Consider the following 21,982-nt stretch of genomic DNA (forward strand, 5'->3'; position numbering starts at 1 on the left):
GGCCCACGGCCTCGAGGGTGTCCCGCCACTGCGCGTCGGTGACGAGGAACTGCGCGACGTGGCTGGTCATGACCGCGACGTCGAACGCCCGCCGGGGCAGGACGGCGGCAGTACCCTCGATCCAGGTCACCCGGTCGGCGCCCGGCTTGGCCCGGGCGGCGGCCAGGGACGCGTGGGCCGGGTCGACCCCGGTGACGCGGTGGCCGGCGGCGGCGAGGCGGAGTGCCAGCCGGCCGGTCCCGCAGCCGAGGTCGAGCACCCGCAGCGGTGCCGGGCCGCCGACCTCGGCGAGGAAGAAGTCGTCGTCGCGCCCCCACGGGCACTCGGCGTCGTAGACCACGACCAGCCGCGGATCGGTGAACTCCGCGTGCCGCATCCCCGGATGCTAGCCGCCGGAGCGGGCGGCGGACGCTAGGCGGAGCCGCGGACGACCAGGGTCGGCTCGAAGATGGCCGAGGTGACCCGCAGCTCGGGGTCGTCGACGCGGGCCAGCAGCAGCCGGGCGCCCTGCGCGGCCATGTCCTCCAGCGGATGCCGGATGGTGGTCAGCGGCGGCCGGGCGGCCAGCGCGGCGCTGCTGTCGTCGAAGCCGACCACGGCGATGTCGTCGGGCACCCGCAGGTCGGCCTCGCGCAGCGCGGCGAGCGCCCCGGTGGCCATCAGGTCGTTGGCGACGAAGACGCCGTCGAGGCCGGGGTTCCCGGCGAGGAGGTGGCGCATGGCCTGCTCGCCGCTGTCGTGGGTGAAGTTGCCGGCGACCGACGGGATGTAGGCGTGGCCGTGGCGGGCGAGGGCCTGCCGGAAGCCGGTGCTGCGGTCGTGGCTGGCGGGGACGTCGACCGGGCCGGAGATCATGCCGATCCGCTGGCAGCCGCGGGCGACCAGGTGGCCGGCGGCGAACGCGCCGCCGGCGTCGTTGGCGAGGTCGACGTAGCTGAGCGGCATCGGCCGGGCCGGACGGCCGATCATGACGGCGGCGACACCGGCGTCGGCGAGCAACCGCGGCAGGGTGTCCTCGGCGTACATGGACAGCAGCACGGCGCCGTCGAGCTGGCCCTGGCGCAGGTCGCCGACGAGCCGGGCGTGGGCGTCGGGGGTGCCGACCATCAGCAGGGCGAGCTGGATCCCCTTTGGACGCAGCACGCTCATCAGGCCGCCGACGACCCGGCCGAAGTAGGGGTCGGCGAAGAACCGGCTCATGAACGGGTCGTCGTCGTGGGTCTCGGAGTCGGAGACGACCAGCGCGACGGTGCCGGTGCGCCGGGTGACCAGGGACCGGGCGGCGCGGTTGGGTACGTATCCGGTCTGGGCGACGGCGTTCCAGACGACCTCGTGCAGTTGCGGGTCGACGTTGCGGATGCCGTTGATGACGCGGGAGACGGTGGCCCGGGAGACGCCGGCGACCGCGGCGACGTCTTCGAGGGTGGGCAGCCGTTGTCCGGGCGTGGCGTTGCTCGTCCCCCCACTGCTCATGGCGGCATTTATAGCATGCGGTAAGGAGAGCGCTCTCCTACGTCATCGCCTGCCCGACGAACCAACGCAGCGCCACCGTCGCGAGGTCGGTGCCGGCGACGCCTTCACGGGCCCGGTCCAGCGAGCCGTCGATCAGCAGCATCGCCAGGCCGTGGACGTACGACCAGGCACCGACCGCGGCGATCTCGATGGATTCGACCGAGCCCCGGGCGGCGTGGTGCTCGGTGATCGTCGTCCGGATCGGCTGGAACGACGCGGTCTTGGCCGCGGCGACCGCCGGGATGTCGTGCCAGTGCTGTACGCCGGTACCGAACATCAGCCGGTAGAGCTGCGGCTGCTGTGCGGCGAAGTCCAGGTAGGCCCGCCCCAGCGCGACCAGCCGCGCCGCGCCGGCCGGCCCGGTCGTCGCCGCCGCCCGCTGCCGCTCGGCGAGTGCGGTGAAGCCCTCGACCGCGAGCGCGGCGAGCAGGTCCCGACGGTTGGCGAAGTGGTTGTACGGCGCGGTCGGCGAGACGCCGGCCGCGCGGGCGACGGCCCGGAACGAGATGGCGTCGGCCCCGTCCCGGTCAAGCAGCACCCGCGCCTGGGTCAGCAGCGCCGCCCGCAGGTCGCCGTGGTGGTACGGGCGCGCACCCTCGGTCGAAGCCATGTTGACACTGTACATATCCGGTCGCTACGGTGCTGGATATGAACAGTGTCAACATTGACGGACCTCCGGACCGGGACGACGACCTGGACACCGACCGGCCGGCAGCCACGGACACGGTGGATCAGCGGCCGCGCCGCAGCCGCCGGGCGGTCATCGGCGCCGCCGTCGGGCTGACCGCCGGGGCGGTCGCCGGTGCCGCCGGCGGCGTGGCGATGGCGGCCTCGGCCCGGCCGCCGGCGCCGACGGTGCTCGACGGCGGCCGCCGTTTCGCCGACAAGGTCGTGCTCATCACCGGTGCCACCTCGGGGATCGGTCGCGCCGCCGCGCTCGCGTTCGCCCGCGAGGGCGCCGCGGTGGCGTTCTGCGGCCGCCGGGCGGCCCTGGGCGAGCAGCTTCAGGCGGAGATCGGGGCCGGCGGCGGACAGGCGCTGTTCGTCCGCGCCGACGTACGCGACGAGGAGCAGGTGCGTCGGTTCGTGACCACGGTCGTCGACCGGTTCGGGCGGATCGACGTCGCGCTCAACAACGCCGGGATCACGATCGAGAAACCGCTGCACGAGTTCACCGCCGCCGAGTTCGGCGACGTCGTCGACACCAACCTGCGCGGTGTCTTCTACGCGATGAAGTACGAGATCCCGCCGATGATCGAGTCCGGCGGCGGCACGATCCTGGTGACCTCGTCGACGGTGGCCAACAGCACCTCGGCGCGGCGCAGCGTCTACACCGCCAGCAAGTCCGCCCTCGTCGGGCTGGTGCGCTCCGCGGCGCTGGACTACGGCGGCGCCGGTATCCGGGTCACCGCGATCCTGCCCGGCACCACGAACACCGCCCTGGTACGCGGCAGTGCCGGGATGGCCGGGGTGCCCGACGCCGCGTGGGAGATCGGCGCGGCCCAGTGGGGCAGGTCGAACGTGCCGGGGCTGGCCCGCATGGCGACCCCGGAGGAGATCGCCGCGTTCGCCGTCAGCGCCGCTTCGCCCGAACTCACCTACCTGACCGGCTCGGCACTGGCGGTCAGCGGCGGCACGGGCACCGGCTGACCGTCGCCGGCCCGCCCGGGTACACGGGCGGGCCGGCGACGTGGACCTCAGCGGTAGACGCCGAACTCCCACAGCGAGTAGCCGTACGTCGTGGCGCGTTCGGTGCCGTTGACCCGCACGTACCGGCCGGAGCCGGTCACGTTCAGGCTGTCGAACCCGCCGTTGCCGGACGTCGTGCTGTAGACGGTGGTCCAGGTGGTGCCGTCGTTCGACGTCTGGACCTGGTACGCCCTCGCGTACGCGCCCTCCCACGCGAGCTGCACGTGGTTGAAGCTGGTGACCGCGCCGAGGTCGACCTGCAACCACGCGGTCGGCACCCACTCGCTGGCCCACCGGGTGTTGTGGTCGCCGTCGACGGCGTACGCCGGCAGTTGCGGGCCGTTCGTTCCGGTCGGCTGGTAGGACGACGCGGTGACCGGCCGGCCGCGGGCCACGTTGGTGCCCGGTGGGGTCGGCGGCACCACCCGGAACGACCGCTGTTCGATGCCGACGTTGCCGTGGCCGTCGTACGCGTAGACGTAGACCTTCCACACGCCGAGCTGCTCGGGTGCGCGGACCCGGAACTGGCCGTCGCCGGTCTGGGTGAACGTGACGTTGGAGAAGCCGCGGTTGCCGGTCACGTGCTTGTCGCTGAACATCAGGTTGTAGCGGATCAGGTCGGCCTGCGGGTCGGTGGCGTTCACCGAGACGGTGAACTCTCCCCCGGCCGGCACCGCGGTCTGCGAGCCGACCGTCATGCTCGTGATCTCCGGTGGCGTGTTGGCCGAGGTCTGTCCACTGTAGGCGCGCTTGAGCGCGTGGTAGCCGTGCCGGCGCCAGCCACCGGTGGTGACGTTGAGCCAGACGCCGCCGAAGTCGTTCTCCAGTCCGTAGTGGAACTCGGTGGCACCGAGCGCCACGCCGGGGTGCGACTTCACGGCGTTCCAGCTCGCCGTGTACATGTCCCGCTTCTGCAGGTCGGTCGGCTCGGTCGGCACGCCGTTGACGTCGTTCGGCACCTCCCACTCGCCGTCCGGCCCGGCCTCGGTCACGATGTACGGCTTGGTGTAGCCGCCGGCGATCCAGTCCGGCTTCACGGTCCCGATCGCCCCGTACGAGTTGACCGCCAGCAGGTTCAGCGCCGGCGAGTGCGCCTTGTAGTACGTCCACGCGTGGGTGTACGCGTCGGTGGAGGTGACCGGGTGGTTCGGGTCGGCCGCCTGGATGGCCAGCGTCACCTCGTTGACGAACCGCGCGTACGCGACCCGGCGCGCCTCCACCTCGGCGGCCGACAGCCCGTGGTCCTGCATGGTGAGGATGACCTCGTTGCCGACGTCCCACATCAGCACGCCCTGGCGGCCCTTGAGCGCGTTGACCCGGGCCACGATCTCGTTCTTCACCGACGTCTTGTACGCGGTGTCGTTGACGTAGTCGGCGCCCTGGTTGAGCCAGTGCCCGACGATGACCTTGATGCCGTGCCGGGCGGCGGTGTCGAGCAGCGCCGGGGTCTGCGCGTCGTCGACGCCCCAGGTGCGGATCGTGTTGACGCCCATGTTCGCCAGGTCGCGCAGGTAGCCGTCGCCGGCGTTCTGCGGCGGCCCCCAGGTCAACCCCTTGACCTCGTACGGCGCGCCGTTGACCTGGAGCTGCCAGTTGCCCTGGCCGCCGGTGACCCGTACGACGCTCGGTCCGGCCGGCACCGGCGGGTCGGTCATCGCCGGCGCGGTGGTGCCGGTGGCGCGGGCGACCGAGACGGAGTCGATGCTCAGGATGCCGCCGGAGGTGGTCTCCGGGGTCGGCACGGGGAACCCGGCGACGCCGCTCGGGTAGAGGCCACCGATGGCCAGGTCGAACCGCAGGTAGAAGCCGTGGTGTACGGCCGCCTGCCAGGCCGCGACGCCGACCTGGCTCTGCCGGACGACCCAGGTCTGCCGGCCGTCGAGGTAGAACCGGATCTCCTCGTCGGTCTTCGTGCGGTCGATCACCTGGCTGTACTCGCGGTATCCGGTCTGGCAGCCGGAGCAGGTGGCCAGGCCGCTGGTCCGTCCGTCGTACTCGTTGCAGACCCCGCCGGGGGCGGTGCCGCAGTGCAGGGTCTGGGAGAGCTGGTCGCGGCCGTTGACGCCGCTGAGGATGTCGGTCTCGCCGATCGTCGGCCAGTTGTTGAAGTTGCCCCGGAACGCCGCTCCGGTGGCCCGGAACGCCGGCCAGTAGCCGAGCTGGTTGGCGACGTCCGGCTGCTTCACGACGGCGCTGAACTTCAGCATCTCGCCGCGCTGCGGGGTGAAGTCGGCGCGTTGCGTCTCGATCCGGCCGGAGGTCCAGTTGCCGGCGCCGTCGCGGATGGCGCGGATGTTGAGCCGGCCGCCGCCGTCGAGGTAGACGTTGTTCGTCGACGCGGTCGCGGTCTCGACCGAGCCGGTGCCCCAGTTGGCGGCCCCGCCCGGGTACTGGGTGCCGGTGCGCAGCAGCCAGTTGGCGGCCGACGGCGAGGTGCCGGCGGCGCCGGTGAAATCGTCGTTCCAGACGGTCTGCCAGTTGCCGGGCGGGTCGGTCGGGCCGGGGCCGGTGCCGCCGGTGGCGAAGACCCGGAACTCCCACAGTGAATAGCCGTATCCGGTGCCCCGCGCGGTGCCGTACATGCGGATGTAGCGGCCGCTTCCCGACACGTTCAGGGTCTGGGTGCCGCCGGTGCCGGTGGTGGTGGAATAGATGTTTGTCCAGGTGTTGCCGTCACCCGAGGTCTGGATCTGGAAGGCCCGGCCGTACGCCCCCTCCCACGCGAGGACCACCTGGCAGATGGTGCGGGTCTGACCCAGGTCGACGCGCAGCCACTGCGGGTCGGCGTACTGGCTCGACCAGCGGGTGCCGGTGTTGCCGTCGACCGCCGCACCGGCCTGGGTGTCACCGGCCTCCGCCGAGGAGGCCGTGGCCGGCCGCCCCTGCGCGACGTTGGTGGTCCCGCACGCGCCCGGGGTCGGGGTCAGGGTCGGGGTCGGGCCGCCGCCGAGCGTGCCGTACACCTCGAACTCGTACAACGAATACCCGTAACCCGACGACCGCACCGTGCCGTACATCCGCACATACCGACCCGTGCCGCTGACATCAAGCGTCTGCACACCACCCACACCCGACGTCGTCGAGTAGATCGACGTCCAGGTGGTGCCGTCATCCGACGTCTGAACCTGGAACGACCGCGCGAACGCACCCTCCCACCGCAACACCACCCGCGACACCGAAGCCGACCCACCCAGATCAACCCGAACCCACTGCGGATCAGCCCACACCGAACCCCACCGCGAACCCGGATCACCATCAAACGCATTCGACGCCGCCAGATCCACACCCTGCACCGACGACGCCAACGCCGGCCGATTCAACGACAACAACGTATCCGCGGCGACCGCGCGCGGCGGCGCGACCAGCGCGTAGACGGCCGCGACCGCGAGGGCGACGACCGGGATCAGGGCCCGCCACCCGCGGGGCAGGGACGGTGACCGGGCCTGGCGTGGCCAGGCGGTATGCGGGGATGCCGGTTTCACGGGGGTACTCCTGCCTGTGCGACAACGCGGGCGGGGAGGCGGCGACCGGAGTCGGAGAGCGCTCTCCATAGTTGCAGGAAGTGTTACGCCCACTTTTCAGACATGTCAAGAGCATCGATGTACGCGACCGCCCGGCCCCGCGGGCGTCGGCCGGCCCGGAACGCCTCCTTGACAGGGGTTCCGTCCGCCCGGCAATCTGGAGGCTGGCTGGAGAGCGCTCTCCCACCCGGCCCGCCCAAGGCTCCGTCGGACAAGGAAAGTGGTGTGATCGGATGAGCACGCTGGCGGTGCCGGCGGCACAGGCTGCCGAGCTGCGGTTCCCGCCCGGGTTCTGGTGGGGTGCGGCGACCGCCGCCTACCAGATCGAGGGCGCGGTGGCCGCCGACGGCCGTACCCCGTCCATCTGGGACACGTTCGCCGCCACCCCCGGCCGCACCGAGCGCGGCGACACCGGGGAACGCGCCGCCGACCACTACCACCGATACCCCGAGGACATCGGCCTGATGACCCGGATCGGGCTGGCGGCCTACCGGTTCTCCATCGCCTGGCCCCGGGTCCGCGCGTCCGGCGGCGGAATCAACCCGGCCGGCCTCGACTTCTACGAACGTCTGGTCGACGCCCTGCTCGCCGCCGGCATCCGCCCGGTCGCCACGCTCTACCACTGGGACCTGCCGCAGGAACTCGAGGACACCGGCGGCTGGACCAACCGCGACACCGCCGGCCGGTTCGCCGACTACGCCGCGGCCGTCGCCGGCCGACTCGGCGACCGGGTGTCGATGTGGAACACGCTCAACGAACCCTGGTGCTCGGCGTTCCTCGGCTACGGCTCCGGTGGCCACGCCCCCGGCCGGCGCGGTCACCGGCAGGCGCTGACCGCCACGCACCACCTGCTGCTCGCCCACGGCCGCGCCGTCCAGGCCCTGCGGGCCGCCGCCCCCGGATCCCAGGTCTCGATCGCGCTCAACGCCGGCGCCGTCCGCCCGGTCAGCGACGCGCCCGCCGACCTCGACGCCGCCCGGCGGATCGACGGCCTGCTCAACCGGCTCTTCCTCGACCCGATCCTCCGGGGCGGCTATCCCGCCGACATCCAGGCCGACACCGCGACACTCACCGACTGGTCGTACGTCCACGACGGCGACCTCGCCGTCATCGCCGCCCCGGTCGACGCGCTGGGCGTCAACTACTACCAGCCCGACCTGGTCGGTGCCGCCCCCGCCGGCCGGGTCGACGCCGGCACGCCGTACCCGACCGGCGAGGACGTCGCGTTCCACCCCACGCCCGGGCCGACCACCGGCATGGGCTGGTCGATCGACCCGACCGGGCTGCGCGACCTGCTGCTGCGGTTCCGGCGCGACTACGGCGACCTGCCGGTGTACGTCACCGAGAACGGCGCCGCCTTCCCCGACGAGGTCGGCCCGGACGGCCGGGTCGCCGACCCGGACCGCGTCGCCTACCTGCGCGCACACCTGGCCGCCGCGCACGAGGCGATCGCCGCCGGCGTCGACCTGCGCGGCTACTTCGTCTGGTCGCTGCTGGACAACTTCGAATGGGCGTACGGCTACAGCAAGCGGTTCGGCATCGTCCACGTCGACTACGACACCCAGGTACGGACGCTGAAGGACAGCGCCCACTGGTACCGGGACGTGATCGCGGCCGGCGGCCTCCCCCACCGGTAGGCGGGCGGCTTCGCAGGGTGCCGTGAAAGGGCGAGCGGCACCCGCCCGGTGGCCCGGCCGCTTCCCACGGCGGCCGGGCCACCCACCGGTCAGCCGGCCACGCTGACCGTCACCCGGGTGCCCCACGGATCGTGGACGACGACGGACCCGTCGCCGCGCTCGTACGCGACCCCGGCGCCGGTCAGCCGCCGCTCCAGCGCGTCGAGTTCGCCGCTCCCGGCGACGTGGACGGCCACCGACCCGAGGCCGAGCGAGTCCGGCCGGGCGCCGGCCCCGGCCGACGACCAGGTGTTGACCGCCAGATGGTGGTGGTATCCGTCGGCGGCGAGGAACAGTGCGCCGTCGCTGCGGGCGGTGACGGCGAAGCCGAGGGTGTCGGCGTAGAAGGATTCGGCCTGTGCCAGGTCGCCGCCGCGCAGGTGGACGTGCCCCATCGTCACGGCGCCCGCGTCCGGCCCGGTGGCGCCCCGCCCCCGGTGCTCGGCGACGAACGCGTTCGGGTCGATGGCGGCACTGCCCATGACCACGAGCCCGTCCTGCCAGCGCCACTGCTCGCGCGGTCGGTCGACGTAGAGTTCGACGCCGTTGCCCTCCGGGTCGGCGAAGTAGAACGCCTGGCTGACACGGTGGTCGGAGGCGCCCTGGAAGGCGGTGGGCGCCACCCGGGCGGTACGCAAAAGGGCCTCGGCGAGGGCCGCCTCGTCCGGGAAGAGGAACGCCGAGTGGTAGAGGCCGGCCTGCCCGGGGTCGTCGGCGGGCGCCTCGGCGGCGACGAGCCGCAGCAGCCCGCTCCCGTCGACGCCGAGGATCACCTCCCGGTCGTCCTGGCTGACCACGCTGAGCCCGACGCCCTCGGTGTAGAACCCGCGCAGCGCGTCGAGGTCGGCGGTACGCAGTTCCACCGGCCCCATCCGGGTGCCGGCGCCGAGCGCGCTCACCGGCGGCCGCGTGCCCTCGCCCTCGTCGGCGGCGCCGGGGCGGGTGAGGTGCCACCCGAGCGCGGCCACGACGCCGATCACCACGAGCGCGGCGGCACCGGAGATCCAGGACCGTTTCCGGTCGCGTCGGCGGGGCCGGCGGGCGGCGGAGGTTCTGGCCGGCGGACGGCGGGTGGCTTTGGGCACGGGGTGTGATCCCTTCGTCGCGGCGGGGCGGCGGGCGGCGGCGCGCGACCGCGCCCGTAGTTGAGCGTACAACTAAGCCGCGGGGACACGATCACGACGAGGGGCGTCCGCCCGGCTACGCGGCCAGCGCCTCACCCTTGAAGACCCAGCGGCGGTGCCACCGCAGGTGGTCGGCGGCCGGCATCCGGGTCCCCGGCCGGGCGCTGAGCAAGACGCCGTGCAGGTCGTACACGGCACGCCCGGCACCGGTCCGGGCGGTGTAGGTGTCCGAGACCCGGATCCGCAGGTCGAGGTCCACGCCGAGCACTCCCCGGTCGAACAGCTTGTGGTGCAGCGTGCACAGGGCCAGGCCGTTGTCCGGGTCGTCGGGACCGTCCAGCGCGAACCACCGGACGTGGGCGGCGTCGATGCCGACCGTGGCGCCGTACATCTGCCCGTCGAAACCGCAGAACGCGCACCGCCGGTCCCAGGCCAGGATGATCGCCGCACGCCAGTCCGGGTTCCGGCGGCGCCGGGCGGCCGGATCGGGCACCCGGTCGGCGGCCCGCAGCACGACCTGCGGGTCGAGCCCGACGGCGCCGAGCACGTCCGGCCGGACCGTGTCCGGGAAGTGGCTGTCGACCAGTGCCCGCGCCGCCGAGGCGATCAGGCCGGGATCGGCGGCCAGCAGCTCCTCCACGGCCGGGGTGAACCGCCCGGTGACCGGATCGGCGCCGAGCGGGCCGACCTTGTCCATCGGCACCTCGCGGTCGAGGACCCAGATACCGTCGGAGCGCAGCCGGGTGAACGGGTAGGCGGCGCTCTGCGTCCGGCCGGTCCGGGAGGTGGGACCGAACTCGGCGATCAGGTTGCCGAGCCGCACCCGCGCCTCGCTCCACGGCAGGGCGCTGGCGCCGCTGGCGGCCAGCCGTCCGAGGGCCAGCAAAACGAGGAGCGGCTTGTGCGGGGAGCGGTGGCCACCGCGCTGGTGCAGCCGCAGGGCGGAGAGCCGGGCCAGGACCTGCTCCCGTGTCGTCGCCGCCGACCCGCCGTTGACCATCGCCGAGCATTCTCGCACCGGGGTCGCCGACGATCCGGGCGGCCTTGCGCCGCCCCGGTCCGGGCGGACCGGGGCGGCGGGATCGGGGCGGCGGGACGGTCAGGGGACGGTCACGCCGTACGCGGCGAGGACCTCCAGGATCGGCTGGTAGTAGGTGGTGCCACCGGAGGTGCAGTTCCCGCTACCGCCGGAGAGGATGCCGAGCAGCTTGCCGGTGGCCGGGTCGTAGAGCGGCCCGCCGCTGTCGCCCGGCTCGGCGCAGATGTTGGTGCGGATCAGTCCGTACACCGAGCCCTGGGCGTAGTGCACGGTCACGTTCAGGCCGGTGACCGTCCCGCACCGGACCCCGGTCGTGGAGCCGCTGCGGCACACGCGCTGGCCGACGTAGGCGGCGCCGGCCCCGGTGAGGGTGAGCAGCCCCGGGTAGGTGTGGACGGCGCTCGGGTGCGGGACGGCGGTGTTGGTGTAGCGGACCAGACCGTAGTCGTTGCCCGGGAAGCTGCTCCCGACGCGGGTGCCGAGCTGGGGCATCGGATTGCCGGCCGCGTACCAGGTGCTGCCGGCGGTGGTGCAGTGTCCGGCGGTCACGAAGTAGGCCACGCCGCCGCCGGTGACGTTCGCGCCGAGCGAGCACCGCCCGGCCGGGGGTGTGTAGATGGCTTCCCCGCCGGCGATGAGGGTGGTGAGGCGGCCGGGCTCGTGGCGTACGACGGCGCCGGCCCGGTCCGCGGCCGCCCGCAGGACGGCGAGCCGCGCGGCACCGACCGTGTCGTCGACGGTGAGGGTCATCCGCCCGGTGGCGGGGTCGAGGAGCCAGGCCGTGCCGGCGGTACGCACCTCGGCGAGGATCGCCGTGGCGCGGGCCGGATCGGGTGCGGTCGGTGTGGCGTGGGCCGCGGTCGGGACGGCGAGCAGCACCACCGTGAGAAGGGCGAGGATCGGGAGACGGCGCATACGGACCTCCGGCTGATCGATGCGGATGGATGCAATACAGCATCCACCTGCATCGATCTGCTTTCAAATACCCGCCGCGCCGGTCAGAGCATCGATTCGTAACGGTCGCCGCGGTCGCTGACCGGCCGGTATGCCTCGTCAGCCGCGGCGGCGTGCAGCGCCTCGAGCAGGCCGTCGGCCTCCGGAAGATCGAGCGCGGCACGCAACCGGGCCCGGTCGGCGTCGAGGTCGGGCAGGTCCTCGCGGATCTCGTCGTCGGCCTCCGCCAGCCAGGCCCGCAGCTTCCGGCCGCCGTCCTCGCCGACGGGGACGCCGAGCGCGTCGTGGATGCTGGGAAGCCCGACGACCAGGGCGAGCGCGTCGCGGAGGCCGGCCGCGACGAGGCCACCCTGCCCCTCGGAGCCGGCGTAGACCACCGGCCGCCGATCGCCGGTGCCGGCGAGCAGGAACGCCCCGCCCGAGGCGTCACCGGCGACCATCTCGAGCGGGGCGCCGTTCGGCAGGCGCACCGGCTCGGGTGGACCGTTCTCCACCCGGCCGGTGTCGAAGTCGAAGTCGGCCAGCAGTTCGGCGATCCAGGGGGTGTCGCGGATCAGGCCGAGCAGTTCGTCGTCGCGCACCCGGGCACCATAGCGGCCGGGTGCGTCATTCCTCGATGGCGCCACCGACGGCGCGCAGGTGGTCGCGGAACGTCCGGGTCGGCGTCTCCCGGCGGGCGGCGAGGTAGTCGGCGAACCGTACCTGGTCGCGCAGCGACACCCCGGCCCGGATCCGGTCGGCCTGGCGGCGTTCGGTGTCCCGGATCCTCTCGGCCAGGGCAAGGACGTCGCCGGCACTGCTGGCCGGCACGAAGAGCACCCCGTCGTCGTCGCCGAGGACGAGGTCGGCGCCGTCGACCGTCCACTCGCCGACCGTCGCGGACTTCAGGGCGTCGTACGGCCGGTCGTCGAGCCGTTGCGGGCCGGTCGGGGTCGTGCCGACGCTGAAGACGGGCAGCCCGATCGCCCGGATGTCGACGGTGTCGCGGTGCAGCCCCCAGATGACGACGCCGGACAGGCCGGCGCTCGCGGCCTCCAGCACCACCAGGTCGCCGACGCAGCTCTCGTCGAGCCGGCCGCCGTTGTCGACCACGAGGACGTCACCGGTCGCGGCGCTCTCGAACGCCTCGAGGAAGATGTCGACGCTGCCGGCGTGCCGGGTCGGCAGCACCCGTCCGGCCACCCGGCTGCCGGGGTCGACGGCCCGCACGGCGGCCGGCGCGCACCGTACCGGGACCTGGGCCCGGATGCAGGCGTCGGCGACGTGCGCGGTGGTCAGGGTCGCGAACCGGCGCTGGAGTTCCTGGTGGTCCATGCCACCCGCTCCTTTCAGAGGGTCTTCTCGAACCAGTGGTCGGCGTACGGCTCGTCGTTGTACCTGTCGATCTCGCGGTATCCGGCCGCCTTGTAGAGGCCGACGGCCTCGACCAGGGCACGGTGGGTGTCGAGCCGGACCGTACGCGCCCCGGCCGCGGCGGCGTGGGCCTCCAGTTCGGCGATGAGGCGACGACCGAGTCCCAGCCCCCGTACGGCGGGCGACACCCACATGTGCTTCAGTTCGGCGTACCCGTCGGGGCCGGGCGGCACGGTGCCGGACGGCCCCGGGCGCAGCCGGAACGCGCCGCAGCCGACCGGCTCGTCGTGCAGGGTGGCGACGAGCAGCAGCCCGGCCGGCGGGGTGATCTGGGTGTGGTCGGCGGTGCGGCTGACGCCGGGGTCGAAGCCCTCCTCGAAGCGGCCGGCGAGTTCGGCGAAGAACGCCTGGAGGCAGTGCCGCACGGCCGGGTGGCCGGGGTCGACGGGGTCGATGCGGACCATGGAGGCGGTGAGCAGGCGCTCGACATCGGCCATGGCGGTGACGAGGCGGTCGCGCTGGTGCTCGTTGAGCGGCTGGAGTATCGAGGCGGCGAGTTCGTCGGAGCGCCGGTCCAGTTCGGCCAGTTCGGCCCGGCCGTCGGCGGTGAGCCGGACCTCGCGTACGCGGCCGTCGGCGTCGGCCGCCTCGACGACGACCAGCCCGTCGGACTGTAGTGCGCGCAGCAGCCGGCTGAGGTAGCCGGAATCGAGGTCGAGGCGGGCGCGCAGGTCGCGTACCTCGCTGGCGCCGGTGCCGATCTCCCAGAGCAGCCGGGCCTGGCCGAGCGGCCGGTCGCGGGAGAGGAAGGCGTCGTCGAGGGCGCCGACGCGTTGGGTGACGGTCCGGTTGAAGCGCCGGACCTGTTCGATCCACTCACCGTGCATTCTCTGACTCTAGTCAGAGAATGTCGGCCGGATCAACGGTGTCCGCCCGGGACCGCGTCACGGTCCCGGGCGGACGATCGGGTACGGCTACGGATAGTTGGTCAGGTAGACCGTGGGTGTCGTCGAGTTCGCCGTCGGGCCGGTGTCGTTGATGATCCGGTTGATGGTGCCCACGCCACCCAGCGACACGGTCACCATGTTGGTGAAGCGGACGCCGGGCCGGTTGGGCACCTCGAAGGCCCGGTCGGCCACGATGGACGCGTCGGAGGTGAAGACGCAGTAGCTGCCGAGGCCCCACGCCTGGTGGGTGTCGACGGTGTCGGCCACCTTGTACGCGGCGTAGCCGCGTGACGAGCCGTTCATCCAGGCCGCCTGGTTCGGCGGGTCGTACGGCATCTCGTTCTGGTAGAAGTAGGTCCGGCCACGGTTGCCGTTCCAGATGGTCTGGTACTTCTGGTAGTGCTCGACGAAGAGGCCGTACATGGTGACGTCGTCGCCGTTGACGATCAGTCCGGTGTCGGCGGTGTTGACGGTCCAGCCGACGCCCGCGCCGTGGTCGGCCCGCCACAGCCACAGGTGGTCGCCGATCACGTCGTCGCTGTTGATGGTCAGCGTGGTCGTGGCCCGGCCGATGCCCGGGCCGCCGATCCGGAAGAAGACGTCGTGCAGCGAGATCGGGTTCGCCGAGTTGTCGGCGGACGAGCCGGGCGGCCCGACCTCCATCAGCATCGGCGAGTTGACCTGGTCGGCCTCGAACATGATGCCGGCCACCTTGACCCCGCCGACGTCGGCGACCTTCATCGGCACGACGCCGCCCTGCGGCTGCAGGGTGGCCAGGCCGAGTCCGAGTACGACGGTGTCGGCGCGGTTGATCTGGATGGTCTGGTCGACCCGGTGCACGCCGGGGGTGAAGAGCAGGTTCTTGCCCTGGGCCAGGGCCGCGTTGACGGTCGCCGCGGCGGTGCCGGGCCGGACGATGAAGAACTGGCTCAGCGAGATGGACGTACCGACCGGGGTCTTGCCGTACCAGCTCGTGCCCTGCGAGTTCGTGCGCAGCCCCGGCACGAACACCCGGTACTCACCGGTGCCGTCGACGTAGAGGAACGGCTTCTCCCGTACGACCGGGGTCTGGTTGATCACGGTGTGCGAGGGGTTCGGGAAGTGCGGCGGCGGGGCGCCGGTGACCCCGGTGAAGACCATGTTCCAGACCGATCCGGTCCAGGCGCCGAACTCGCTGTTACGGGAGAACCACTGCTGCTGCGAGCCGGAGACCACCAGACCGTCGATCTTGGTGTCGGCCATCAGGCCACCGCTCGACCAGCCGTCGCCGCCGTTCCAGAGCTGGATCTGGTTCTGGCTGCCGCGCAGGTGCATCCGCCGGTACGGCGCCGCCTGCGACACCGCCCACCGCTCGACCTGCACATTGGACGGCAGGGTCACCGACAGGTTCTCGGCGGCCCGCCAGAAGTTCTGGGTCGCGTTGCCGCCGAACCAGTCCGCCTCGACGCGTACGTGGCCGTTGAGGTTGACGTCGTCGGGTGAGAAGCCGAGGCCGGCGACCTGGGTGAAGAAGCCGAGGTTGACGTCGGCGGTGTAGTTGCCGGGCTTGAACAGCACCGCGTAGCGCTGCGGCCCGAACTGGTTGGTCTCCTGACCGGTGAAGATCGTGTCGAGCCGGCTCTGGATGGTCGACGTCGGCGTCGACGGGTCGAACACGAACGTGTTGGGGCCGAAGTTGGGGTTGCGCGGGTCGGTCGGCTCGACCGGATCACCGCCACCGCCTGTCGTGAACACCCTGAACTCCCACAGTGAATAGCCGTATCCGGTGCCCCGCGCGGTGCCGTACATCCGAACGTAACGCCCGGAACCGGTCACGTTCAACGTCTGCGTACCGCCGGCACCGGTCGTCGTGGAGTAGATGCTCGTCCAGGTGTTGCCGTCGTTCGACGTCTGGATCTGGAAGGCCCGGCCGTACGCCCCCTCCCACGCGAGAACCACCTGGCAGATGGTGCGCGTCTGACCCAGGTCGACGCGCAGCCACTGCGGGTCGGCGAACTGGCTCGACCAGCGGGTACCGGTGTTGCCGTCCACCGCCGCCGACGCGGCCATGCCGGCGCTCTCGGCCGACGAGGCGGTGGCGGGGCGGCCCTGGGCGGCGTTCGTCGTGCCGCACGCGCCCGGGGTCGGCGTCGGGGTCGGGGTCGGGGTCGGGCCGCCGCCGCCGAGCGTGCCGTACACCTCGAACTCGTAAAGCGAGTAGCCATACCCCGACGACCGCACCGTGCCGTACATCCGCACATACCGACCCGTGCCGCTGACATCAAGCGTCTGCACACCACCCACACCCGACGTCGTCGAGTAGATCGACGTCCAGGTGGTGCCGTCATCCGACGTCTGAACCTGGAACGACCGCGCGAACGCACCCTCCCACCGCAACACCACCCGCGACACCGAAGCCGACCCACCCAGATCAACCCGAACCCACTGCGGATCAGCCCACACCGAACCCCACCGCGAACCCGGATCACCATCAAACGCATTCGACGCCGCCAGATCCACACCCTGCACCGACGACGCCAACGCCGGCCGGTTCAACGACAACAACGTATCCGCGGCACTGGCCGCGGTGACCGAGCCGACGACGCCGACCGCGGCCAGCACGGCGGCAAGGGCCGCCGCCAGCACGGCACCGGGGCGTCGGCGGCGGCGTCGGGCAATGGGTACGGGGAGTGCTCCTGTTCTCATGTCTTCCTACCTGTCGTGACGAGGGGCATCCGGGCGGGATCCGCCGGACGGGGACGGGGAACAAGATTGGAGAGCGCTCTCCAACAGAACCCGAGTGTTGCGCCGGACCACGGCCCACGTCAATACGTGTCCGACCTTCCGGCCGCACTCTCCCAGGTCGGCGCCGACCGCGATCCGGACATTGACACCCGCCGCCAAGACTCGGAGACTGGCGGGCGAGAGCGCTCTCCCGTCAGCGCACCGAGAAGGTGATCGTGATGCACCGGTCGACCACTCCCCCCGTCGTCGCGGTCGCCTGCCTGGCCGCACTGCTCGCCGGCGGCTGCGCCACGACGAACGGCGGCGCACCCGGCACCGACCCCGGACCGCCCGCCGCGGCCACGCCCTCGACCAGCTTCAACGGCACCGACCTCGCCTGGGTGCAACTGATGATCCCGATGAACGAGCGGACCCTGCCGCTGCTCGAACTGGCCGTCGCCCGGGGCACCGATCCGGACCTGCGCCGGCTCGCCGGTGAGATCCACGCCGCCCATCTGGCCGAGCTGACCCGGCTGCGGCACCTTCGCACCCTCGCCGGGCTGGACGGGACCAACCCGCACGAGGGTCATGACATGCCGGGCATGGTGACCGCCGTGCAGCTCGACGCCCTACGGGCCGCCACCGGCACCGAGTTCGACCGGCTGTTCCACGACCGCCTGCGCGAACACGTCGACCAGTCGGCCCGGGTCTCGCGCGGCGAGCAGGAGTCCGGCGCCGACGCCGCGACCGTCGCGCTGGCCGGGGAGATGACCCAGGTCCGGACCACCTACCTCACCCGCCTGGACCAGCTCACCGCGCTCTGACCCACCCCCGGCGTGCCCCCGCGCAGGATCCGCGTGATCAGGGAGTTCGCGGCCCGGCGCGCCGGCGACACGCCAGACTCACTCCCTGATCACGCGGATCATCGAGAGGGTTACGGGAGTTCGTAGTCCTCGTTCAGGGCGGCGCCGGCCTGCGGGTTGTACAGGTCGAAGCCACGGGCGTCGCACTGGAGGCCGCCGCGGACGCAGTGGTTGACCAGGGCGGCCAGGGTCGGGGGCTCCCAGGCGTTGAAGAAGTCGTAGTGGAACGAGTAGCCGCGTCCACTCGACAGCCGTACCTGGGACATGTCCCCGCTGACCGGGAACGCCATCTTGAACTCGATCATCGGCACGGCAACCGGGTGGCTGGTCGGGCAGATCCCGTTGACTGGGTAGGCCATGTGGCTCTTGTGGTCAGGGGTGTCCAGCCAGCGCCCGTCCCAGCAGCTCGGCGACTGGTAGCGCACGTTGAGCTGGGTGCCGGGCGGGCACCACGCCGGGAAGTCCGCGTTGTCGTAGCTGTCCCCGCACTCCCAGCCCTCGACCGAGCCGGCGATGAAGTCGGCGGCGGTGGCGGTCGGGCTGCCGACGACGTACCGCAAGCCGGGCGGGAACGGCCGGACGCTGGTGTAGTCGATGACCCCGGACTTGTAGTAGATGACCTGGTGGCCGGCGGGTGAGATGAGCTGGTCGCCCTTGTACATGGTCGGCATCCAGTAGCCGGACCGGTCCGCCGGCACCCGGCACGAGGTGCCACCGGCCTGGAGCGACGCCAGCGTGCTGTAGGCGTTGGTCGTCGGGCTGCCCATGAAGGTGTGGTAGTGCGAGGCACCCGCCAGGTTGGGGAAGACGATCGGGTCGTCCGGCAGGTGGTGGGTCGGGGCGCAGTTCGCCTGGAACTCGCGGTGCTCCTTGTTCGGCGGGCGGTGCGTCGACGGCACCACGCCGGTCACCGGCGGGTTCGCCGGCACGTACCCGTTGCCGGGCGGCGGGGTGGTCGGCGGGGCGCCACCCGTCGTACCGAAGACCCGGAACTCCCACAGGGAGTAGCCGTGCCCGGTGCCCCGGGCGGTGCCGAGCAGCCGTACGTAGCGGCCGGCGCCGGTGACGTTCAGGGTCTGGTTGCCGCCGGTACCGGTCGTGGTCGAGTAGATCGTGCTCCAGGTGAACGTGTCGTCGGAGGTCTGGATCTGGTACGCCGTCGCGTACGCGGCCTCCCACTGCAACTCGACCCGGGTGATCGTGGACCGGGTGCCGAGGTCGACGCGGATCCACTGGGGATCGGCGGCGGCGCTGGACCAGCGGGTGTGGACGTCGGCGTCGAACGCCGCCGAGGCGGGGGTTCCGGCGCCCTGGTTGGACGAGGAGGCGGCCGGCCGCCCGTGGGAGAGCAGGGCGGCCGCGGCGTCGGCGGAGTTGAGCGGGCCGGCGACGAGTGCCGAGGCGACGAGCGCGGTCACGGCCAGCGGCGCGACGAGCCGCCTGAGCCCTGGATACCGCGGGCGTGCCGCGATGGGGGTGGATGACATCAGATCTCCTGCGGGGTGTGATGGGAGGCGATGTGCTTGGAGAGCGCTCTCCAAAGAAGGTTACGCCCATGTTGCGAGACGTCAATACATCGATCTCCGCCGTATCCGCGCCGATTCGCGCCGATGGGCCAGGGATGTGTGGTGATCGTTGGTTGTTCCGCCGGCACAGGTACGGCGTGCCAAGCTGCCGGGCAGCTGATGATCACGGGCTCCCACGCCCCACAGCGAACTCGCTGTGGGGCGTGACAGTGGTACCTGGCCTCCGGATGGGCCGGTGGCCCCGGTCGGTGCGGCGGCCGGGAACCGGGGGCGGGTCAGCCGACGCGCAACTCCTCCACGGCCGTGCTCGCCCGCAGGAAGAGCAGCCCGACCGCGGTCATGACCAGCACCGTCACCACCCCGCCGGCACCGAACACGAGCAGGTGGTCCCACAGCACCGGAATCGGGCGCACAACCTCCTCGGACCGCACGCACACGCCGTCTACGCAGGTCTCCATCCGGCCGCCGCCGGCCTCGGTCGCGATCCCCCGGGGCAGCATCGCGCCGAGGACCAGCGCGAGCCCGACGGCCGGTACGGCCGGGGCCGCCACCTGCCAGACGATCGAGGCGGCCAGGGTCCGGCGGGGCACACCGGTGGCGACAAGCATGGCGTAGGCGCGACGCCGGGCCACAATGCTCTCGGCGAGCGCGACGAGCAGGCCACCGGCCGCGATCACCACCCCCACCCCTACGGCGAGGTCGACCAGGTCGAGGGTTCGGGAGTAGAAGTCCGAGCCGCTCGGGTCGTACGGGTAGCCGTGCGCGGCGGCGTCCGCCCGGCTGGCCTCCTCCTGCAGGTCGCGGCCGGTGGTGATCCAGGCCCGCACGCCGGCCGCACCGCCGGCGAAGAGCATGCAGGCCAGCAGCGCGGCCAGGGTACGGCTGCCGGTCCACGGGTCGGCGACGAGCCGCCGCGCGGCGAGCAGCGTCGCCGGTCCCCGGCCGATCCGGAGCAGCAGCCGCCCGGCGGTGTACGAGAGCCACCCGGTCCCGAGAATCACGCCGGCGGCGGCGAACAGTGCGCCGAGGAAGAGCGCCAGGGGTGCCAGCCAGTTCGGCACGTCCTGCTCGGCGAGCCAGCGGCTCAGCGGCATCAGGGTGACGAACGGGGCGGCGCCGACCGCGATGAGGATGCCGGGCCAGGGCGCGGGTGCGCCGGTACGCACCGACCGCCGGACCACTCCTAGTGGGCCGACCACGACCCGGCGCATCAGCAGTGCGGTCACCAGGGCGGCGAGCAACGGCAGCCCCAGGACGGTGGCGACGACCGCGGGTGCGGCGGGCAGCACGTCGGTCGGCAGCGGCAGTTGTCCCCGCCCGTCCGGTCGGTGCAGCAGTTCCCGGCCGGCGAGGAACACGCCCAGTCCGGCGAGGGTGCCGAGCAGGGCCGCGATCCCGGTCTCGGCGACCGCGACCAGCACCGCCTGCCGGGGCGAGGCACCGGCCAGCCGGAAGCCGGCCAGCCGACGCTCACGGGCCGGCGCGCCCACCCGGAAGCACTGTCCGGCAAGGGCCAGGATCGGAATGGTCAACAGCACCAGGGCCAGCGCGGTGCCGCCACGCAGGCCGGGCTCACGCAGCAGCGCGTTGGAGTACTGCGTCGACAGCCGCGCCCCGGTCTCGTCGATCGCCGCGGAGGGTGTCGTGATCGCCAGGACGTTCAGTGCGGCGAGTACGGCGAGCGTCGCGAGCAGCATGCTGACGGCGGTGAGCACGACCCGCATGAGGTCGGTACGGGTGCCGGCCAGGGAGAGCCGGAGCAGGACCGACGGCCTCATCGCGGGTGCCGGACGGACGTGGCCAGGCCGAGGCCGGTCGGGTCGATGGCGCCGTCGCGCATGGTCACCTCCCGGGTGGCGTAGCCGGCCACCTGGACGTCGTGGGTGACCAGGACGACCGTCGTACGCTGCTCGCGGGCGAGCCGGACCAGTTGGATTAGCACCTGCTCGCCGGTGAGCGAGTCGAGGGCCCCGGTGGGTTCGTCGGCGAGAAGCACCCGTGGCTCGGTGACCAGGGCGCGCGCGACCGCGCACCGTTGCTGCTGGCCGCCGGACATCTCGCCGGGCCGGCTGTCGGCCAGGTCGGCGACGCCGAGCCGGTCGAGCCAGGTGAGCGCGGCGACGCGGGCCTCGCGCCGGCCGGTGCCGGCGAACAGCAGTGGCAGGGCCACGTTCTCGGCGGCGGTCAGTTCGGCGACGAGTTGACCGAACTGGAAGAGCACGCCGAACTCGGTACGGCGCAGCCGGGAGCGGGTCGCCTCGGGCAGGGCGTCGACGCGCTGGTCGCGATAGCGGATCTCGCCGGCGTCGGGACGCAGGATTCCGGCCAGACAGTGCAGCAGCGTGGACTTGCCGCACCCGCTCGGCCCGGTGATCGCCACGATCTCACCCTCGTCGACGTCGACGCTCACGCCGCGCAGGGCGGGTGTGTGGCCGTACGACTTCACCACTCCTCGTGCCCGCAGGAAAGTCATCCCCGTATCTCCGTATGCAGGTCGGTGACGCGGTCGAGGGTGTTCTGCACCCAGCGCAGGTCCGCGTCGAGATGGACGATCGCGTAGTCGGCGGCGACGACCTCGCCGAGGCTCGCCCCGGGATCGGTCTTGACCGCGGTGAGTTCGCGCAGCCGGTCGACGTGCGCCCGGCGCTGGGCGACCAGGTAGGCCCGCGCCCGGTCGGCGCCGGAGACCAGGATCGCGACGACGACCTTGACGAACAGGGCGCCGGTGACGAACGGCGCCGGCCGTTCGACGGTGGCGAGCCAGTCGGAGAGCGCGACCTCGCCGCCCTCGGTCAGCCGGTACGACGTGCGGTCCGGTCCACCGTCGCGGTCCTGGCCGGCCGGTTCGACGAGGCCGTCACGTTCGAGCCGGCCGAGGGTGGCGTAGACCTGACCGTAGGCCACCGGTTTGACCCGGGGCAGCCGTTCGTCGTGGGACCGCTTCAGCTCGTATCCGTGCTGCGGGCCCCCGGCGAGCAGGCCCAGCAGCACGTGTGCCGTCGACATGCGGGCCACTATTCACTGAATGAATAGCCGACGTCAAGCGCGGACCGACGGCCGGCGGGTGTGGTCGGC

Annotated in this window: 17 protein-coding genes and 1 pseudogene; 3 read left to right on the forward strand and 15 right to left on the reverse strand. The window is 72.5% G+C overall.

Annotated elements, in window-relative coordinates; all coding sequences use genetic code 11:
* Nucleotides 1-40 precede the first annotated feature (40 nt).
* The 3 genes and pseudogenes from AB0I42_RS14125 to AB0I42_RS14135 all read right to left on the reverse strand — a co-directional run.
* A pseudogene (locus AB0I42_RS14125) lies at nucleotides 41-376 on the reverse strand (methyltransferase domain-containing protein); the annotation flags it as partial.
* Between the two features lie 35 nt (nucleotides 377-411).
* Nucleotides 412-1,473: a LacI family DNA-binding transcriptional regulator gene (locus AB0I42_RS14130; protein WP_357537352.1), complete on the reverse strand. Its 1,062-nt coding sequence runs from the start codon at nucleotides 1,471-1,473 to the stop codon at nucleotides 412-414.
* A 37-nt stretch (nucleotides 1,474-1,510) separates the two neighbouring features.
* Nucleotides 1,511-2,122: a TetR/AcrR family transcriptional regulator gene (locus AB0I42_RS14135; RefSeq protein WP_357537353.1), complete on the reverse strand. Its 612-nt coding sequence runs from the start codon at nucleotides 2,120-2,122 to the stop codon at nucleotides 1,511-1,513.
* Between the two features lie 38 nt (nucleotides 2,123-2,160).
* On the opposite strand from AB0I42_RS14135, the gene AB0I42_RS14140 reads away from it, so the two are divergent.
* Nucleotides 2,161-3,162, forward strand: a complete 1,002-nt coding sequence (locus tag AB0I42_RS14140; RefSeq protein WP_357537354.1) for an SDR family NAD(P)-dependent oxidoreductase — start codon at nucleotides 2,161-2,163, stop codon at nucleotides 3,160-3,162.
* A 47-nt stretch (nucleotides 3,163-3,209) separates the two neighbouring features.
* On the opposite strand, the gene AB0I42_RS14145 is transcribed toward AB0I42_RS14140, so the two are convergent.
* Entirely contained in the window at nucleotides 3,210-6,683 is a 3,474-nt protein-coding gene (locus AB0I42_RS14145; RefSeq protein WP_357537356.1) for a discoidin domain-containing protein, read from the reverse strand.
* A gap of 272 nt (nucleotides 6,684-6,955) precedes the next feature.
* Between AB0I42_RS14145 and AB0I42_RS14150 the strand changes: the two genes are divergently transcribed.
* Complete coding sequence (locus AB0I42_RS14150; protein ID WP_357537358.1) at nucleotides 6,956-8,359, forward strand: GH1 family beta-glucosidase; 1,404 nt, start codon at nucleotides 6,956-6,958, stop codon at nucleotides 8,357-8,359.
* An 89-nt stretch (nucleotides 8,360-8,448) separates the two neighbouring features.
* Here the strand turns inward: AB0I42_RS14150 and AB0I42_RS14155 are convergent, their stop codons facing one another.
* The 7 genes from AB0I42_RS14155 to AB0I42_RS14185 form a co-directional block, all read right to left on the reverse strand.
* Nucleotides 8,449-9,483 (reverse strand): VOC family protein, encoded by a 1,035-nt coding sequence (locus AB0I42_RS14155; protein ID WP_357537360.1) that lies wholly within the window; start codon nucleotides 9,481-9,483, stop codon nucleotides 8,449-8,451.
* A gap of 115 nt (nucleotides 9,484-9,598) precedes the next feature.
* Nucleotides 9,599-10,522, reverse strand: coding sequence for a phosphorothioated DNA-binding restriction endonuclease (locus AB0I42_RS14160; RefSeq protein WP_357537361.1), 924 nt, complete (start codon nucleotides 10,520-10,522; stop codon nucleotides 9,599-9,601).
* A gap of 99 nt (nucleotides 10,523-10,621) precedes the next feature.
* Entirely contained in the window at nucleotides 10,622-11,476 is an 855-nt protein-coding gene (locus tag AB0I42_RS14165; protein WP_357537363.1) for a S1 family peptidase, read from the reverse strand.
* 83 nt (nucleotides 11,477-11,559) lie between these two features.
* Complete coding sequence (locus AB0I42_RS14170) at nucleotides 11,560-12,096, reverse strand: hypothetical protein (protein ID WP_357537365.1); 537 nt, start codon at nucleotides 12,094-12,096, stop codon at nucleotides 11,560-11,562.
* 25 nt (nucleotides 12,097-12,121) lie between these two features.
* Nucleotides 12,122-12,829 (reverse strand): RraA family protein, encoded by a 708-nt coding sequence (locus AB0I42_RS14175; RefSeq protein WP_357537367.1) that lies wholly within the window; start codon nucleotides 12,827-12,829, stop codon nucleotides 12,122-12,124.
* 14 nt (nucleotides 12,830-12,843) lie between these two features.
* Nucleotides 12,844-13,755 (reverse strand): bifunctional helix-turn-helix transcriptional regulator/GNAT family N-acetyltransferase, encoded by a 912-nt coding sequence (locus AB0I42_RS14180; RefSeq protein WP_357537368.1) that lies wholly within the window; start codon nucleotides 13,753-13,755, stop codon nucleotides 12,844-12,846.
* Nucleotides 13,756-13,842: 87 nt separating this feature from the next.
* Nucleotides 13,843-16,500: a discoidin domain-containing protein gene (locus AB0I42_RS14185; protein ID WP_357537370.1), complete on the reverse strand. Its 2,658-nt coding sequence runs from the start codon at nucleotides 16,498-16,500 to the stop codon at nucleotides 13,843-13,845.
* A 257-nt stretch (nucleotides 16,501-16,757) separates the two neighbouring features.
* Between AB0I42_RS14185 and AB0I42_RS14190 the strand changes: the two genes are divergently transcribed.
* Nucleotides 16,758-17,342, forward strand: coding sequence for a DUF305 domain-containing protein (locus tag AB0I42_RS14190; protein WP_357537372.1), 585 nt, complete (start codon nucleotides 16,758-16,760; stop codon nucleotides 17,340-17,342).
* A gap of 110 nt (nucleotides 17,343-17,452) precedes the next feature.
* Here AB0I42_RS14190 and AB0I42_RS14195 read toward each other — a convergent pair whose 3' ends face one another.
* The 4 genes from AB0I42_RS14195 to AB0I42_RS14210 form a co-directional block, all read right to left on the reverse strand.
* Nucleotides 17,453-18,868, reverse strand: coding sequence for a DUF1996 domain-containing protein (locus AB0I42_RS14195; protein ID WP_357537373.1), 1,416 nt, complete (start codon nucleotides 18,866-18,868; stop codon nucleotides 17,453-17,455).
* Between the two features lie 314 nt (nucleotides 18,869-19,182).
* Nucleotides 19,183-20,685 carry an FtsX-like permease family protein gene (locus tag AB0I42_RS14200; RefSeq protein WP_357537374.1) on the reverse strand — a complete coding sequence of 501 codons (1,503 nt, stop codon included), beginning with the start codon at nucleotides 20,683-20,685 and terminating at the stop codon, nucleotides 19,183-19,185.
* On the reverse strand, nucleotides 20,682-21,380 hold the full coding sequence (locus tag AB0I42_RS14205; protein WP_357537376.1) for an ABC transporter ATP-binding protein: 699 nt from the start codon (nucleotides 21,378-21,380) through the stop codon (nucleotides 20,682-20,684). Before AB0I42_RS14205 ends, AB0I42_RS14200 begins: the two co-directional genes overlap by 4 nt.
* Nucleotides 21,377-21,913 carry a PadR family transcriptional regulator gene (locus AB0I42_RS14210; RefSeq protein ID WP_357537378.1) on the reverse strand — a complete coding sequence of 179 codons (537 nt, stop codon included), beginning with the start codon at nucleotides 21,911-21,913 and terminating at the stop codon, nucleotides 21,377-21,379. Before AB0I42_RS14210 ends, AB0I42_RS14205 begins: the two co-directional genes overlap by 4 nt.
* Nucleotides 21,914-21,982 lie beyond the last annotated feature (69 nt).

The organism is Polymorphospora sp. NPDC050346 (genome assembly GCF_040655695.1).
In the GTDB taxonomy this organism is placed as follows: Bacteria; Actinomycetota; Actinomycetes; order Mycobacteriales; family Micromonosporaceae; genus Polymorphospora; species Polymorphospora lycopeni.

Bases quoted from the DNA above. Each gene is read 5' to 3' on its own strand.
- AB0I42_RS14130 (WP_357537352.1), bottom strand. From the start codon at position 1,473: ATGAGCAGTGGGGGGACGAGCAACGCCACGCCCGGACAACGGCTGCCC.
- AB0I42_RS14135 (WP_357537353.1), bottom strand. From the start codon at position 2,122: ATGGCTTCGACCGAGGGTGCGCGCCCGTACCACCACGGCGACCTGCGG.
- AB0I42_RS14140 (WP_357537354.1), top strand. From the start codon at position 2,161: ATGAACAGTGTCAACATTGACGGACCTCCGGACCGGGACGACGACCTG.
- AB0I42_RS14150 (WP_357537358.1), top strand. From the start codon at position 6,956: ATGAGCACGCTGGCGGTGCCGGCGGCACAGGCTGCCGAGCTGCGGTTC.
- AB0I42_RS14160 (WP_357537361.1), bottom strand. From the start codon at position 10,522: ATGGTCAACGGCGGGTCGGCGGCGACGACACGGGAGCAGGTCCTGGCC.
- AB0I42_RS14165 (WP_357537363.1), bottom strand. From the start codon at position 11,476: ATGCGCCGTCTCCCGATCCTCGCCCTTCTCACGGTGGTGCTGCTCGCC.
- AB0I42_RS14175 (WP_357537367.1), bottom strand. From the start codon at position 12,829: ATGGACCACCAGGAACTCCAGCGCCGGTTCGCGACCCTGACCACCGCG.
- AB0I42_RS14180 (WP_357537368.1), bottom strand. From the start codon at position 13,755: ATGCACGGTGAGTGGATCGAACAGGTCCGGCGCTTCAACCGGACCGTC.
- AB0I42_RS14185 (WP_357537370.1), bottom strand. From the start codon at position 16,500: ATGAGAACAGGAGCACTCCCCGTACCCATTGCCCGACGCCGCCGCCGA.
- AB0I42_RS14190 (WP_357537372.1), top strand. From the start codon at position 16,758: ATGCACCGGTCGACCACTCCCCCCGTCGTCGCGGTCGCCTGCCTGGCC.
- AB0I42_RS14195 (WP_357537373.1), bottom strand. From the start codon at position 18,868: ATGTCATCCACCCCCATCGCGGCACGCCCGCGGTATCCAGGGCTCAGG.
- AB0I42_RS14200 (WP_357537374.1), bottom strand. From the start codon at position 20,685: ATGAGGCCGTCGGTCCTGCTCCGGCTCTCCCTGGCCGGCACCCGTACC.
- AB0I42_RS14205 (WP_357537376.1), bottom strand. From the start codon at position 21,380: ATGACTTTCCTGCGGGCACGAGGAGTGGTGAAGTCGTACGGCCACACA.
- AB0I42_RS14210 (WP_357537378.1), bottom strand. From the start codon at position 21,913: ATGTCGACGGCACACGTGCTGCTGGGCCTGCTCGCCGGGGGCCCGCAG.